This is a genomic window from Aggregatibacter kilianii, from assembly GCF_003130255.1.
GTDB lineage: Bacteria > Pseudomonadota > Gammaproteobacteria > Enterobacterales > Pasteurellaceae > Aggregatibacter > Aggregatibacter kilianii.
Map to the genome: position 1 here is coordinate 172,999 of NZ_NRCN01000001.1, position 14,590 is coordinate 187,588.

The 14,590-nt window shown below is 41.6% G+C and carries 14 protein-coding genes; 5 read left to right on the plus strand and 9 right to left on the minus strand.

All coding sequences use genetic code 11. The annotated features are described in order from the left end of the window. Positions 1–7: 7 nt before the first annotated feature. Positions 8–979: an HlyD family secretion protein gene (locus DK428_RS00755; protein WP_109064043.1), complete on the minus strand. Its 972-nt coding sequence runs from the start codon at positions 977–979 to the stop codon at positions 8–10. Positions 980–1,125: 146 nt separating this feature from the next. Between DK428_RS00755 and DK428_RS00760 the strand changes: the two genes are divergently transcribed. Beyond that, positions 1,126–1,683 (plus strand): TetR/AcrR family transcriptional regulator, encoded by a 558-nt coding sequence (locus DK428_RS00760; RefSeq protein WP_109064044.1) that lies wholly within the window; start codon positions 1,126–1,128, stop codon positions 1,681–1,683. A 109-nt stretch (positions 1,684–1,792) separates the two neighbouring features. Here DK428_RS00760 and DK428_RS00765 read toward each other — a convergent pair whose 3' ends face one another. The 7 genes from DK428_RS00765 to purE form a co-directional block, all read right to left on the minus strand. Further along, positions 1,793–2,002: a TOBE domain-containing protein gene (locus tag DK428_RS00765; protein ID WP_109064045.1), complete on the minus strand. Its 210-nt coding sequence runs from the start codon at positions 2,000–2,002 to the stop codon at positions 1,793–1,795. 85 nt (positions 2,003–2,087) lie between these two features. Then, on the minus strand, positions 2,088–3,071 hold the full coding sequence (locus DK428_RS00770; protein ID WP_109064135.1) for an ABC transporter substrate-binding protein: 984 nt from the start codon (positions 3,069–3,071) through the stop codon (positions 2,088–2,090). A 144-nt stretch (positions 3,072–3,215) separates the two neighbouring features. After that, positions 3,216–4,004 carry an ABC transporter ATP-binding protein gene (locus tag DK428_RS00775; RefSeq protein ID WP_109064046.1) on the minus strand — a complete coding sequence of 263 codons (789 nt, stop codon included), beginning with the start codon at positions 4,002–4,004 and terminating at the stop codon, positions 3,216–3,218. Positions 4,005–4,013: 9 nt separating this feature from the next. Then, the gene (locus DK428_RS00780) at positions 4,014–5,000 is read right to left on the minus strand and encodes a FecCD family ABC transporter permease (RefSeq protein ID WP_109064047.1); all 987 of its coding nucleotides are present in this window, start codon (positions 4,998–5,000) and stop codon (positions 4,014–4,016) included. A 229-nt stretch (positions 5,001–5,229) separates the two neighbouring features. After that, on the minus strand, positions 5,230–6,420 hold the full coding sequence (locus tag DK428_RS00785; RefSeq protein WP_109064048.1) for an amino acid aminotransferase: 1,191 nt from the start codon (positions 6,418–6,420) through the stop codon (positions 5,230–5,232). Between the two features lie 92 nt (positions 6,421–6,512). Further along, entirely contained in the window at positions 6,513–7,601 is a 1,089-nt protein-coding gene (gene purK / locus DK428_RS00790; RefSeq protein WP_109064049.1) for a 5-(carboxyamino)imidazole ribonucleotide synthase, read from the minus strand. A 177-nt stretch (positions 7,602–7,778) separates the two neighbouring features. Further along, entirely contained in the window at positions 7,779–8,276 is a 498-nt protein-coding gene (purE, locus tag DK428_RS00795) for a 5-(carboxyamino)imidazole ribonucleotide mutase (protein WP_109064050.1), read from the minus strand. 153 nt (positions 8,277–8,429) lie between these two features. Here purE and pepN point away from each other — a divergent pair, with 153 nt between their 5' ends. The 4 genes from pepN to DK428_RS00815 all read left to right on the plus strand — a co-directional run bounded on the left by pepN (position 8,430) and on the right by DK428_RS00815 (position 13,612). Beyond that, positions 8,430–11,039 (plus strand): aminopeptidase N, encoded by a 2,610-nt coding sequence (gene pepN / locus DK428_RS00800; protein WP_109064051.1) that lies wholly within the window; start codon positions 8,430–8,432, stop codon positions 11,037–11,039. A 75-nt stretch (positions 11,040–11,114) separates the two neighbouring features. Next, positions 11,115–12,134 carry a quinone-dependent dihydroorotate dehydrogenase gene (gene pyrD / locus DK428_RS00805; RefSeq protein WP_109064052.1) on the plus strand — a complete coding sequence of 340 codons (1,020 nt, stop codon included), beginning with the start codon at positions 11,115–11,117 and terminating at the stop codon, positions 12,132–12,134. 12 nt (positions 12,135–12,146) lie between these two features. Then, on the plus strand, positions 12,147–12,779 hold the full coding sequence (locus tag DK428_RS00810; protein ID WP_109089996.1) for a Type 1 glutamine amidotransferase-like domain-containing protein: 633 nt from the start codon (positions 12,147–12,149) through the stop codon (positions 12,777–12,779). After that, positions 12,776–13,612, plus strand: coding sequence for a PHP domain-containing protein (locus tag DK428_RS00815; protein WP_109064054.1), 837 nt, complete (start codon positions 12,776–12,778; stop codon positions 13,610–13,612). The genes DK428_RS00810 and DK428_RS00815 overlap by 4 nt, the downstream gene beginning before the upstream one ends. A gap of 47 nt (positions 13,613–13,659) precedes the next feature. On the opposite strand, the gene DK428_RS00820 is transcribed toward DK428_RS00815, so the two are convergent. Further along, positions 13,660–14,556, minus strand: a complete 897-nt coding sequence (locus tag DK428_RS00820; RefSeq protein ID WP_109064055.1) for a LysR family transcriptional regulator — start codon at positions 14,554–14,556, stop codon at positions 13,660–13,662. Between the last annotated feature and the right edge of the window lie 34 nt (positions 14,557–14,590).

Below are 14,590 nucleotides of genomic sequence, written 5' to 3' on the forward strand. Positions count from 1 at the left end.
ATTCACCTTACGGAAGTTTTACGGTTAACCATTCCGGCCATTGCACCTGCGGATCATATTTCACATAGCCTAATGCCGTCATGCCCCCTTTTAACAATCCGTTATATTTCAGTGCAATTTCTACGGGAATCTGTAATTTCACCTTAAACATCAACTTGGCGCGTTCTTCCGTAGTTTCTACCGATTTTGGGGTGAATTGTGCATTGTTGGCAATGAAACTAATGTTGGCGGGAAATACGGCGTCAATGCCGTCAACGACAATGCGGGCATCATCGCCGATGTTAAGTTGATTCATTTGATTGGCGGCAAGAAACACATTGATATAGCTATCGCTCGGGTCAAGTAAACTCACCACCTTGCCACCCGGGCCCAATACATTCCCCACGTCGGCAACTTGATATTCCACCCGCCCATCTTTCGGCGCTTTAATAATCATATCCGCATTTTGCGATTCGGCTTTCGCTAATTGCGCTTGCGCCAACAACACGGCAGCTTCGGCCTCCGCTTTAGCGGCTTGCACTGTATTAACGGCGGCAACAGCTGCATGATAAGACGCTTGACGACGCTCTAACTCACTGGCAGAAACAAGATTATCCCGACGCAATTTCACGGCGTTATCCAATTCCAATTTAGCCACTTTCATCTGTTGTTCGCGCGCTTCAATTTCGGCTAAAGCGCGCTTGACGCGATCTTCTGCTTGCGTTTTCTGTGCGACCGCCGCCTCAACTTGAGTACGGGAAATATCGGAAGAAAGGCGTGCTAAATCTTGACCGGCTTTTACTTTCTCGCCTTCCTGCACCCAAATAGCTTCCACCCGCCCGGCATAAAGGGTAGCCACATCCAATCGTTTTAATTCTAGCCGCCCGTTAATACCACTAATGCCAACCAATTCATCCGCTTGTAATTGCTGATTCTTCCAAACTGCAAAACTCGCGGCGCCAATAACGCCTAAACCTAAAATGACATATTTTATTTTCATATCCATATCCTTTTTATTTATAGGCTTATGTTTTGATTATAGTGAACGAACAAAAATCGCTCAACCACCAAAAAGCGACAATTTGTTGCTTAAATAGCTAAAAAGCAGTAATTTTTGACTTATTTTTCAAATTTGGAAGGCATTTTATGAATAATCAAGATGTGAGGGTTATTAAAACCAACAATTTAATTCGCACTGCATTTTTAGCGTTATTGGCAGAAAAAGGCTTTCACGCCATGACAGTGCAGGATATTTTGGATAGAGCACAGATTAATCGTTCTACTTTTTATAAGCATTTTTCCAACAAAAACGAAGTGGCGAAAGTCTTGGTAGAAGAGCTTATGGCCTTAGTGAAAGAGCGATTAAAACAACGTTTTTCTATACCGACCAAAGAATTTATCGATAGCAATCGACCGATTTTTGAGCAGTACCATCAACTGATTTACCTCATCGGCCAAATCGAAACACCAAAAATTCATTTATATAATGACATTCATAAAATAGTAAAAGAAAAATATATTGAACATTTGAAAACAGAAAATGTGTCCGCTGAAGAGGATTTAGATTTCCAAGGTCACCTGTTCGCAACAATTACACTTGGCATGATGAGATACATTATTGAAAAAGGGGAAATGCCACAGGGAGATGCATTAATACACAACGTGAACGTGGTATTTGACCAGTTTGTTATTAGGACTGAGTAAAACGTTGAGAAAAAACACCGCACTTTTATAGAAGAAAATATATAAAAAAACAACCGCACTTTTTCAAGTACGGTTGTTTCGTTATTTAAATAAGTAAATAAGCGAGTAATTATTCTACGCCAACCATAACGGAAGTCGCTTTGATAATTGCATAAGCTTCTTTGCCTACGGCTAAACCTAACTCTTTTACCGCTTCAAGAGAAATGGTAGAAGAGATAATGTTGCCGCCACCGATATCAAGGTGAACAATCGCGTTTACAGAACCGCTTTCGATTGAAACTACTTTACCTTTTAATTGGTTTCTTGCACTAATTTTCATAGAAATTTCCTTGTGTTGATGCCTAAAAAAGTAGGTGGATGAAAAAGAGACTACATTTTATCGATAATGACAATAAAAACAGATACTACTTAAGAGGTGATAGCCCTTTTAAGATTTGCTCAGCATTTTCTTTACTTAACGCATAACCGTAATACTTTTTATAAAACTCCTGTGTTTTAGTAACCATATCCACATCAGCAAAGCGTTCCGGGTGGAATAATTGTGCGGCCCACAAAATTTGTAACGCTTCTTCTGCGCTGTAACGATCCCATGGGAAAGTACCGGTCGGGTTGGCATAAATGCGATTATTTTTCACCGCACTGATAGACTGCCAACTCGGATCCGCTTTGATTTTCTCAATGGCAGCTTGGGATTTATTGCCGCTGCTGCCGATGATAATCACATCTGGGTTGGCTTGCACAATGGATTCCATAGTGACAGTGACCATATTGGCTTCGTCCGGTAACACGCTTTTTCCGCCTGCCATTCTAATCCATTCTCCGATCATAGATTTTCCGCCGTCAATCTTAAGTAAATCAGAGCCGTTAGTGATGTGCAATACGGTCGGACGTTGTTTTTCCTTCACGTCCTTAATACGTGATTCTACAAATCGAATATTACCTTCTAGTTCTTTGATGTAACTTTTCGCTACTTTAGGCGCTTTGTCTCCTAAAACCTCAGCAGTGATGCGCACAGTTTTCTTTAAGCCCTCAAAATCTTGAAAACTCACGTGTACGCCTTTTAAACCGGCTTTCTTAACTTCATTTAACATAGATTTTTTCGACAACAACACGGCATCCGGCTTTTGTGATAACAATTCTTCCACTTGAATAGTTTCGCCGTTGGTTAACACCGGCACTTTTTTAATATTTGGATAGACTTCTCTGAACCAAGGATTCGCCGCAATGGCAGTGGTCGTTGCGACTAATTTGTCGGCACCACCTAATAACAACACAATTTGGTTATTGGCATGCCAAAGATCGGCGACGCGTTCCACGCGATCAGCGAGTTCCACTTGGTTTCCTTCCACATCGGTAATCATTTTCGCCTGTGCGGAAAATGCCAACATAGTAGCAGCAAAAAGTGCGGTTACAAAAAACACTGTTTTTTGAACGTTGGCTTTGCCAACGGCCCCGATAGGGGTGAACAAGTTTGTATGCAAACTTGTGAATAATTTTAGGGAAGTTTTTTTCAGGGTCATAAATATGTCCTCTTAAATATGCGTGATAGCACAGATTTTACGCCGTAATTCAGATACGTCAATTAAACGCAAATCCGTTTGATAAAGTTCTCGCAGATTATCTTCCGTGAGAATGTCTTGGGTTAAACCACAGTGCAATTTTCCTTGGGTATTCAAAATGGCCACTTTGCTGTTCGTGATCACATCATGCAAAAGCATCGGGTGATCGGGATTATGAGTGGTCATAATGATGGAAAATTGCTGATGGGATAAATTCTTAATCAGGCTCAAGGTTTTAAATACATTGCCGTAATCTAGGGCAGACGTCGGCTCATCAAACAAAATCAGTTGTGGCTGTTGCACTAGAATTTTAGCTAAATTCACTAATTGCTTTTCGCCGCCGCTCATTTGCATATAAATTTTGTCGGCAAAATGACTAATACCCAGTTGCGCTAACGCTTGTTCTGCCAAGTGATAATCTTCTTCGCTCGGTTTGCCGAATAAGCCTAGATGCGCGGCACGCCCCAATACTACATAATCCAACACCTTGTATTGATACGTTTGCGGTGAATGTTGCGATACATAAGCTACTTGGCGGGCGATTTGCCTACCGGAAAACGTTTTGATTTCCGCATTATTTAAATAAATTTCGCCCCGTTGTGGTGTAAGCAACCCTGCAATACAGTTCAGTAACGTTGATTTTCCGCGTCCGTTGGCACCAAGAATAGTCATCAATTCGCCTTTTTGGAGGATTAAATCAATACCGTTTAAAAGCGGAACATGACGTTGATGTTGAAAATAAAGTTGGTTGATTTTTAACATATCAGCTCCTTATTCCGCGACTTTTTGTTTTACTAATACCCAAGCAAAGAACGGCGCGCCAATAAAGCCTGTGAGAATGCCAAGCGGAATTTCTTGGGTATATAAGTTGCGGGCCAAGGTGTCGATAACCAATAAGAAAATGGCGCCGATCAGCGCGGAAAGCGGTAGGGTGCGAAGGTTATTGTCGCCAATAAACATACGCGCCAAATGCGGAATAATGAGACCAATCCAACCAATCGTACCACTTAAACAGACCGCAGAGGCGGTAAGCAAAGTGGCAAAAATCACCATCAGGTTACGTTCCAAACGAATGTTGGCGCCGATCAATTTCGCCTCCCTATCACCTAATGACAACACATTAATGCGCCAACGCATCATTAATAACGCGCCGGTAGTCAGCAAAATCATCGGTGAAAGCAGGCTCAGATTTTTGTAATCCACTTTGGTCAAACTCCCCATTTGCCAATACACGATATCGGCAAGTTGGGTTTCCGGATCGGCAAGATATTTAATTAAGCCAAGGCAAGCCATCATAAACCCAGCAATGATAATGCCCGACAACACAAGAACAATCGTAGAATCACGGCGTACCAATTTAGGCAAACTCACGGTCATTAGCACCGCAATCAATCCGCCTATAAACGCCAAACCTTGAATAACAAACAATCCCAAACCTAATAAAATGGCAACAGCCGCACCAACACAAGCACCGCCGGAAACGCCCAGTAAATCGGGCGACACCAACGGATTGCGGAAAATCCCCTGAAACGTTGCGCCTGCCACCGCAAGCGCAGAGCCTACTAAAATGGCGGCAAGAATGCGAGGTAATCGGAGGTTGAAAATGATGTTGTTTTGCACATCATTGCTATTATTGCCTAGTAACGTTTGAATCACATTTTCAACAGGAATGGCAAAGCGCCCCCATGACAAAGAAAACAAAGCAAGCCCGAAAAGCAATAAAATAAGTAAGATAAAAATCAGTGTGTTTTTATTCATTGGGAAAGTGCGGTTGGTTTTCGATGTGTTTCATTATATATGAAACTATATATATCTTTGTAATTTATTTTATATAGCGAAAATAAGTAGGGAAGTCAAAAATACTTGGAAAACTGACCGCACTTTTGTTTTTAATAGATAAAAAGTGCGGTCAGTTTTAACATTGTTTTTTAGAAAACAAAAACGGCATCTATTTCGATGCCGTTTTCTTTTTAAGTGCGGTCAAAAATTACAACACTTTAACAATGCTTTCGCATAGATAACGAATGTTGTCTTCAGTGATGCCGGCAACGTTGATACGCCCTGAACGCACGGCATAAATCGCAAATTCTTCTTTCAAACGATCTACTTGTTCTGCAGTTAAACCGCTAAAAGAGAACATGCCATTTTGGTTAATGATAAAGCCAAAATCTTGTTGTGCGCCGTATTCTTTAAGTAACTCGACAAAACGGTGACGCATTTTTTTGATTCGGTCGCGCATTTCGGCTAACTCATTTTCCCATTCTTGACGTAATTTCGTATCATTCAACACTAATGCCACGGTACTTGCCCCGTGAGAAGACGGGTTAGAGTAGAGGGTACGAATAATGACTTTCACTTGGGTTAATGCAGTCGCGGCGATATCGGAATTTTCTGCCACCACCGTGAATGCGCCAACGCGTTCGTTGTATAAACCGAAGTTTTTAGAGAAGGAGCTTGCCACTAAAAGTTCTTTGTGATTTTTCGCGAAGGCGCGTAAGCCGTAAGCATCTTCTTCTAAACCGTGGGCAAAGCCTTGGTAAGCGAAGTCGAATAATGGCAACCAACCTTTTTGTGCGGACATTTCAGCCAGTTTGTCCCATTGTTCCGGTGTTGGGTCGATACCGGTCGGGTTGTGGCAGCAACCGTGAAGTAAAACTAAATCGCCTTCACCGGCTTGACTTAAATCCGCAATTAAGTTGTCCCAATCTAAGGCCTTGCGTTCTGCATCATAGTAACGATATTCACGGATGTTGATGCCCACCGCTTTGAAAATCGCATTGTGGTTTGGCCACGTTGGTGTGCTGATCCACACATTTTGGCTGTTAGTTTGGCGTTTAACGAACTCTGCGGCAATGCGGAGCGCACCGGTGCCACCCAAACTTTGTACGGTTCTTGCACGATTGTTTTTCACAATGTCAGAATTGGCGCCGAACAATAATTCTTTGGTGCGTGCGTTGAAATCGGCAACACCATCAATCGGCAAATAGTTTTTGGTATTTTCTTGTTCTAATAGGCGTCTTTCCGCTTCTTTTACCGCTTTAACAATCGGGGTATTGCCTTTGGCGTCTTTATATACGCCGATGCCTAAATTAATCTTGTTACTACGGGTTTCGGATTTAAAAGCTTCCCCTAAACCTAAAATCGGGTCGGCCGGTGCGGCGACAATATTTTCAAACATAGAATAATCCTCATGATGTTGTTGTGATGTTGTGTAAAAATCTGTTTATTTATACTGCCATGACGGACGTTTGACAAGCTGTCGTCCACCATTTAGCGCAATTTATTTTTTGCCCATTGCAAACCGGATTGATAATCTTCCGGCAATTCGGTAGCTAATTTATCTAATTGGTCGATAATCACCTGTTTATCCGTATGCGAAAGGTTAATGTGTCCCACTTTACGCCCCGGTCGAACTTCTTTGCCATACCAGTGCAATTGTGCAAATGGCGTATTTAGCCATTGTAGGTTATGCGCGGTGCCGATCAAATTCACCATCACGCTTGGCGCAGAGACCTTTAATTGCGGCGTCGGTAAATCCAACAACGCACGCAAATGCAATTCAAATTGATTAACAGAACAGCCCAGTTGTGTCCAGTGGCCGCTGTTGTGTACGCGTGGCGCAAGCTCATTAATTAAAAGCTGATCGCCCACCACAAAACATTCCATCGCCATCACGCCCACATAGTTCAGTTCATTCATGATTTTGCTTAACATCATTTCAGCTTGCTGTTGCTGTGCGCTTTGTTGTGGAAAAGTGACATCCATGACACTGTAACGTAATATGCCATTTTGCTGTAAATTGTGAGTGACCGGATAAAAACGGGTATCACCGTTACGGAAACGGGCGCCAACTAAAGAGACTTCGTAATCAAAGGGAATGAATTTTTCCGCAATGGTTTCCCCAAATAACTCGTCGGTAATTTGGTCTTTGCTTTCATTTGTGACAATCCATTGTCCACGGCCGTCATAACCACCCATGCGACGTTTAACAACAACTTTCTCACCAATATGCTGAAATACCTCTGCCCATTGTGATGGTTCTTTTAGCAGACACCAAGGCGAAGTCGGAAGGTGTAATTTATCTAATAAGGATTTTTGGCTTAAGCGATCAGCTAATTGTGCAAACACTTTTTGATTAACAAAGTTGGCGTGATTACCAAGAAGCGTGGTGAGTGGGGTTTGTTCCCAACGTTCGATTTCAGCGGTAATAATGTCATTGGGTGACAATTCAAATACCGGCGCGTCAAAAGGCAAAGGTTTAACATGAATATCTAAAGGCGCACCGGCATAGCGTAACATTCTGCCGAGCTGTCCGTTGCCAAGGACGTAAATAGTCGGGTAGAGAGCGGATTTTTGCATAGAATTCTCAATTGTTGTGTGCTGGCACGCGTCTCTCAACGCGTATTTTTTCTTCTTACTCTTTCATAAGCACACGTCAGGAGACGAGCGCTATCATGTGAAAATACCGAAAAAACTGACCGCACTTTGTACCTACCTTTAAAAACACGGCAAGTGCGGTGAAAAATTTAGGTGTTTTTAAATGCGTGGATCAGGGTTATCCAACACGCTTTGGGTTTGTTCTTGTCTGAATTGCTGTAGGCGTTGCGCTAATTCTACATTATTCATGGCCAAAATTTGCGCGGCCAATAAGCCTGCATTTGCCGCTCCTGCGGAACCAATAGCAAGTGTGCCTACAGGAATCCCTTTTGGCATTTGCACGATAGAATAGAGGCTATCGACACCACTTAAAATTGAGCTTTTCACCGGAACGCCAAGCACGGGCACGATGGTTTTGGCGGCAATCATGCCCGGCAAATGGGCAGCACCGCCGGCGCCGGCAATAATCACTTCATAACCTTGTTGTTGAGCATTTTCGGCAAATTGGAAGAGTTTATCCGGCGTACGGTGGGCAGAAACGATTTCAACATGGTAAGAAACATGTAATTGATCTAGGATTTGCGTGGCTTCCTGCATAGTTGCCCAGTCACTTTTAGACCCCATGACAATAGCGATTTTGGGAGAAGTTGAAGGCATGATTTCCTCATTATTTAGATAGAAAAAGTGGCGCTAGAATAGCATAATGCGCAATCGTTTGCGATAATTTTGCAGAAGAAAATCTATTTGCAACTTAGGGCAGAAAATCATATCCTTAACGGCAATTTTTAGCCCTTAGAATTAGGTCGTTTTATGTACGCTAAAGCCAAATACAGAAAAGATTATCAAAGCCCCGATTTCACCGTCACCGATATTCACCTTGATTTCCAATTAGAGCCGGAAAAGACCATTGTAGTCGCCAAAAGTCAATATCAACGTCTTAACCAAAACAGCACGACATTACGTTTAGATGGACGCGATTTCCAATTTTCCGCTATTAAATTAAACGGAAAACCCTTTACTCAATATCAACAAGATCATGAAAGTTTGACGTTAGATTTAGCTCAGATCGATGCCAATCAGTTTGAATTGGAAGTAACGACAATTTTAAATCCGGCCGCGAATACATCATTGCAAGGGTTGTATCAATCGGGAGAAGCCTTTTGTACGCAATGCGAAGCAGAAGGTTTTCGTCAAATTACCTATATGTTAGACCGCCCAGATGTATTAGCGCGTTACACCACGAAAATTACCGCCGATAAAGCCAAATATCCGTTTTTGCTTTCTAACGGCAATCGCATTAATAGTGGAGATTTGGAAGATGGGCGTCATTGGATAGAGTGGAATGATCCGTTTCCGAAACCAAGCTATTTGTTTGCCTTAGTAGCTGGCGACTTTGATGTTCTGAAAGATAAATTCATTACCAAAAGCGGCCGTGAAGTCGCATTGGAATTGTATGTCAATCGTGGCAATTTAAATCGTGCCGACTGGGCGATGCAAAGTCTGAAAAATGCCATGAAATGGGACGAAGAGCGCTTTGATTTGGAATATGATCTAGATATTTATATGATTGTCGCCGTGGATTTCTTCAACATGGGCGCGATGGAAAATAAAGGGCTGAATATTTTTAACGATAAATATGTTTTAGCAAATCCACAAACAGCGACCGATGATGATTATTTGGCTATTGAAAGCGTCATTGCTCACGAATATTTCCATAACTGGACAGGCAACCGTGTAACTTGCCGTGATTGGTTCCAATTAAGTTTAAAAGAAGGATTAACGGTTTTCCGCGATCAGGAATTTTCTTCTGATACGGGATCTCGTGCAGTAAATCGCATTAATAATGTGAAGTTCTTGCGTACCGTACAGTTTGCTGAAGACGCTGGTCCGATGTCACACCCGATTCGCCCGGAAAAAGTCATTGAAATGAATAATTTCTACACCGTTACCGTGTATGAAAAAGGCGCAGAAGTCATTCGTATGCTCCATACGTTATTAGGCGAAAACGGTTTCCAAAAAGGTATGAAATTATACATTGCGGAAAACGATGGCAAAGCGGCTACCTGTGAAGATTTCGTTTCTGCCATGGAGCGTGCCAACGATTTGGATTTAACGCAATTCCGCCGTTGGTATAGTCAATCCGGTACGCCGGAATTGACGATTAGTGATCGTTATGACGAAAAAAATCACGTCTATCAGTTGCACATTTCACAATTAACACCGCCTACCGCCGATCAAATGGAAAAAGTGAATTTACACATTCCGTTGAAAATCGCGTTATATGATGAAAAAGGCGTGGCGCAAACCCTGTATGATTCGGAAGGTGTAGTGGGCAATGTGTTAAATATTACACAGAAAGACCAAACCTTTGAGTTCCATAATATTTATAACAAACCGGTACCGGCCTTGTTATGTGATTTTTCCGCACCGGTCAAATTGGATTATGATTACACCTCTAACCAACTGATTACGCTGTTAAAATATTCCGAAAATGGTTTTATTCGCTGGGATGCGGTACAAATGTTACTGGCCGCCGAATTACGCCGTAACGTAACCAACTATCAACAAGGTCAACCATTGGATTTATCGGCTGAAACCGCAGCGGTGTTATATCAATTATTAGATAACTATCAAAAAGATATTGAGCTCACCAGTTTAATTCTCACGTTACCGAAAACGACGGAGTTCGCCGAGTTATTTAAAACCATCGACCCCGATGCAATCAGTGCTGTGCGTGAATTTATGGCAGATGCCATCGCCGACAGTTTGCAAGAATTATTGTTAAAAACCTATAACGCCATTCGCTTGGATGAATATAAAATCAATCGGGAAGACATTGCCTTACGCAAGCTGCGTAATGTATGTTTAAGCTATTTGGCTTATACCAATATTGGCAATAACTTGGTGAATAAACATTACACCTATTCTAACAATATGACGGATACCCTTGCCGCCTTAACTTCTGCGACACAAGCCAAATTGGCTTGCCAGGATAATTTGTTGGCAGATTTTGAAGAAAAATGGCAACATGACGGCTTGGTGATGGACAAATGGTTTGCATTACAAGCTACTCGTCCGGAAGAAAACGTATTGCAAAACGTGATGCAGCTTATGGATCACCCAAGTTTTAACTTTAATAATCCGAATCGCTTACGTGCTTTGGTGGGAACATTCGCCGGTCAGAACTTGAAAGCCTTCCATGCCATTGATGGTTCCGGCTACCGTTTCCTAACGGATATTTTGATTAAACTGAACAAGAGCAACCCGCAAGTGGCTTCCCGTTTAATTGAGCCGCTAATCCGTTTTGCCCGCTATGATAATCAACGTCAAACACTCATGAAACGGGCGTTAGAACGCATCAGTGAAATGGAAGATTTGTCTCGTGATTTGTTTGAGAAAATCGAGAAAGCATTACAGTAACAAAAAAAGTGCGGTCAAATTTAACCGCACTTTTTCTATTCATTCACAGTTAACTATCCGGAGAGATAAACGAGTATGTATTCTTTCATTCGTAAAGGGATTTTTTCCCTTGAACCCGAAATCGCCCATGATTTGGCTATTAAAACCCTTGGGCTGGCCAAATTCGCACCGATACGCACATTGTTAAAACAATTATTCGCTTGCCCACAAGGCACACCTAAAACAGTAATGGGCATTGAATTTAAAAATCCTATCGGGTTAGCAGCCGGCGCAGACAAAAACGGAGAGGCTATCGACGGTTTCGGCGCTATGGGATTTGGCTTTATTGAAGTAGGAACAGTGACACCACTAGCACAAGATGGCAACGCCAAACCACGCCAGTTCCGTTTGGTTGAAGCTGAAGGCATCATTAATCGCAACGGTTTTAATAATTATGGCATTGATCATCTCATTGAAAATGTCAAAAATGCCCGCTATGACGGCGTGATTGGAATTAATATCGGTAAAAATAAAGTTACCCCATTAGAAAAAGGTAAGGATGATTATCTTTTCTGTCTTAATAAAGCCTATAACTATGCAGACTATATTACCGTCAATATCTCTTCGCCAAATACGCCTGACTTACGCCAATTACAATACGGCGATTATTTTGACGATTTATTGCAAAGCATCAAAGCCCGTCAAGCCGTATTGGCCGAACAATATAATAAGTATGTGCCGATTGCAGTGAAAATCGCACCGGATTTAACGGAAGCTGAGTTGGTGCAAATTGCCGATACTTTAGTTCGTCACAAAATGGATGGTGTCATTGCCACTAATACAACGATTTCTCGCGACAACGTCACACATTTAAAAAATGCCGAACAGCAGGGCGGATTAAGCGGAAAACCGTTACAACATAAAAGTACGGAAATCATTAAACGATTACACCTAGAACTAAAAGGACAAATCCCAATCATTGGTAGCGGCGGTATTGACGGCATACAAAATGCACAAGAAAAAATCCAAGCCGGTACAGAGCTTTTACAAGTGTATTCGGGCATAATTTATCATGGGCCGAGATTAGTTAAAGAATTGGTTCAAGGAATTAAATAAGAGACTAACTAGATGAAAACCTTATTTTTAACTTCTTATTTTGCAGGTGTGGAAAATCTGTTTAGAAATTTTATACAAGAACAAACATTAGCCAAGCAGGTATTATTTATCCCAACTGCCGGCAATGTAGAGCATTATGTAGACTATATTGATGAAGCGAAATATTTGTTTCGGACATTAGGATTCTCCGTAGATATTTTAGATATTGCCAATACGTCTGAAGTGATTATCAAGGAAAAAATAAAACAAACACCATGTCTGTATATTTCAGGTGGCAATACGTTTTATCTGTTACAAGAATTAAAGAAAAAAAATTTACTTGAGCTGATTAACTTACGAATTTCAGAAGGAATGGTGTATATCGGTGAATCTGCAGGAGCAATGATTACTGCTGGTGATATTAAATACAGTCAAATTATGGATGATAAGATGGTTGCTTCAGCATTGACTGATTATTCTTCATTCAATCTCGTTAATTTTGCCATTGTGCCACATTATGGTGAATTTCCTTTTGAAGAAAGTGCAATGGAAACCATTCGTGCTTATCAATCCACATACAATTTATTTCCAATCAATAATCATCAAGCGGTTATTGTTAAAGAAAATAATCATGAAATTAGAACAGAATCGCAGGTTAACACATGACAAAATACGATTTACATTGCCACAGCACGGCTTCTGACGGCGTGTTATCACCAAAGGAGGTAGTGCTACGCGCTTATGAAAAAGGCGTAAATGTATTAGCGTTAACAGATCATGATACGGTAGCAGGTGTGTCTGAAGCGCGTAAACAAGCTGATTTGTTAGGCATTCAGCTTATTAATGGTGTGGAGTTATCTACCCTTTGGGAAAATCGTTCCATTCATATTGTGGGATTGGGTTTTGATATTTTACATGAAAAAATGACCGCACTTTTGGCAGAACAAGCGCGTTTGCGGGATATTCGTGCGCAGGAAATAGGGGCTAAATTAGCGAAGGCTGGTGTGGTAAATGCCTATTTGGAAGCTAAACAATTAGCCGGTGATGGCGAAGTGACACGTGCCCATTATGCCCGCCATTTGGTTCAAATTGGTAAAGTATCTAGTGATAATCAAGCCTTTAAGCGTTATTTGGGACAAGGCAAATCTGCATACGTCAAACCGCAGTGGATTGATATTCCAAGTGCTATCGAGATTATTCATGCGGCAGGCGGCATTGCCGTGTTGGCTCATCCCTTGCGTTATACCATGACCACCAAGTGGGTGCGTAAATTAGTGGAAAGTTTTAAAGCCTGGGGCGGCGACGCTATGGAGATTTCAGGTTGCGGGCAAAGCCGTGACCAATTTCAATTGTTGGTGAAAATCGCCGAAGACAATCAATTGGCCGGTTCCGTAGGGTCAGACTTTCATTTTCCATCTACTTGGTTGGAGTTGGGCAAATTAGCACCATTACCTCCTAACATTCCGTTTGTATTAGACCTAAAAAATAACCTTGCCTAATAAAGTTAAACAAGGTTATTAAAAATGTCATTTTTTTTGACCGCACTTTAAGGCGTTGTTCGGCATAAATTCAGTTGATGAATAAAATCAATGAACGCTGTGACTTTGGCCGCGAGATGGCGACGGTTCGGGTAAACCACATGGAGATCTAAACTTTGCTGACGATAGTCTGCAAGAACTTCAACCAATTTGCCTGACGCTAATTCTTCTTCTATAAAAAAGCGGGGAGAATTGATAATACCTAAGCCCTCCGTACATAAGGCAGCTAACGTTAATCCGTTGTTACACGTCAATTTGGAGCGCATTTTAACTCGTTGAGTTTTATTATACTTATCAGACTCCCAATAAATTTGGTTGCCAGAGGATTTATACAATAAACAATCATGGTGTTCTAAATCTTCCGGTGTTTGCGGGGTACCATGCTTGGCAAGATACTCTGGAGACGCCACAAAATGCATGGAAGAAGTGGCCACTTTTCGGGCAACCAGAGAGCTATCTTGCAAATAACCGATACGTAAAGCTAAATCAAATCCTTCACTCACCAGATCGATAATGCGGTCATTAAACTCAATATCTATGTGTAAATTCGGATGGGATCTAATAAAAGAGGCGAGGTTTGGGGTAATAAAACGCAAGCCGAAATCCCGCGGTACGGACACCGTTAAATGACCTTGTAAGGAAGTAGAAAGGTTGCTGATACTGGAATCGGCGTCTTCTAACTCCAGTAAAATAGGTTGGCAGCGTTGATAATAGATACTGCCTGCTTCGGTAGGCACAATTTTACGGGTGGTACGTTGTAACAATCTGGTTTTTAGGTGTTCTTCGAGTTGTGATACCAGTTTGCTTGCCATGGCAACAGAGATATTTTGTAACGCGGCCGCTTGAGTAAAACTTTGTGTTTCGATCACTTTACAAAAAATTGAAATTGCATTGAGTTTATCCATTTATTGTGCCTTTTGGAAAAAAGTAGTTGACCTG

What these genes read in the sequence shown, in the direction of transcription:
- DK428_RS00755 (WP_109064043.1), bottom strand. Translation starts at nt 979, where the DNA reads ATGAAAATAAAATATGTCATTTTAGGTTTAGGCGTTATTGGCGCCGCG.
- DK428_RS00760 (WP_109064044.1), top strand. Translation starts at nt 1,126, where the DNA reads ATGAATAATCAAGATGTGAGGGTTATTAAAACCAACAATTTAATTCGC.
- DK428_RS00765 (WP_109064045.1), bottom strand. Translation starts at nt 2,002, where the DNA reads ATGAAAATTAGTGCAAGAAACCAATTAAAAGGTAAAGTAGTTTCAATC.
- DK428_RS00770 (WP_109064135.1), bottom strand. Translation starts at nt 3,071, where the DNA reads ATGTTGGCATTTTCCGCACAGGCGAAAATGATTACCGATGTGGAAGGA.
- DK428_RS00775 (WP_109064046.1), bottom strand. Translation starts at nt 4,004, where the DNA reads ATGTTAAAAATCAACCAACTTTATTTTCAACATCAACGTCATGTTCCG.
- DK428_RS00780 (WP_109064047.1), bottom strand. Translation starts at nt 5,000, where the DNA reads ATGAATAAAAACACACTGATTTTTATCTTACTTATTTTATTGCTTTTC.
- DK428_RS00785 (WP_109064048.1), bottom strand. Translation starts at nt 6,420, where the DNA reads ATGTTTGAAAATATTGTCGCCGCACCGGCCGACCCGATTTTAGGTTTA.
- purK (WP_109064049.1), bottom strand. Translation starts at nt 7,601, where the DNA reads ATGCAAAAATCCGCTCTCTACCCGACTATTTACGTCCTTGGCAACGGA.
- purE (WP_109064050.1), bottom strand. Translation starts at nt 8,276, where the DNA reads ATGCCTTCAACTTCTCCCAAAATCGCTATTGTCATGGGGTCTAAAAGT.
- pepN (WP_109064051.1), top strand. Translation starts at nt 8,430, where the DNA reads ATGTACGCTAAAGCCAAATACAGAAAAGATTATCAAAGCCCCGATTTC.
- pyrD (WP_109064052.1), top strand. Translation starts at nt 11,115, where the DNA reads ATGTATTCTTTCATTCGTAAAGGGATTTTTTCCCTTGAACCCGAAATC.
- DK428_RS00810 (WP_109089996.1), top strand. Translation starts at nt 12,147, where the DNA reads ATGAAAACCTTATTTTTAACTTCTTATTTTGCAGGTGTGGAAAATCTG.
- DK428_RS00815 (WP_109064054.1), top strand. Translation starts at nt 12,776, where the DNA reads ATGACAAAATACGATTTACATTGCCACAGCACGGCTTCTGACGGCGTG.
- DK428_RS00820 (WP_109064055.1), bottom strand. Translation starts at nt 14,556, where the DNA reads ATGGATAAACTCAATGCAATTTCAATTTTTTGTAAAGTGATCGAAACA.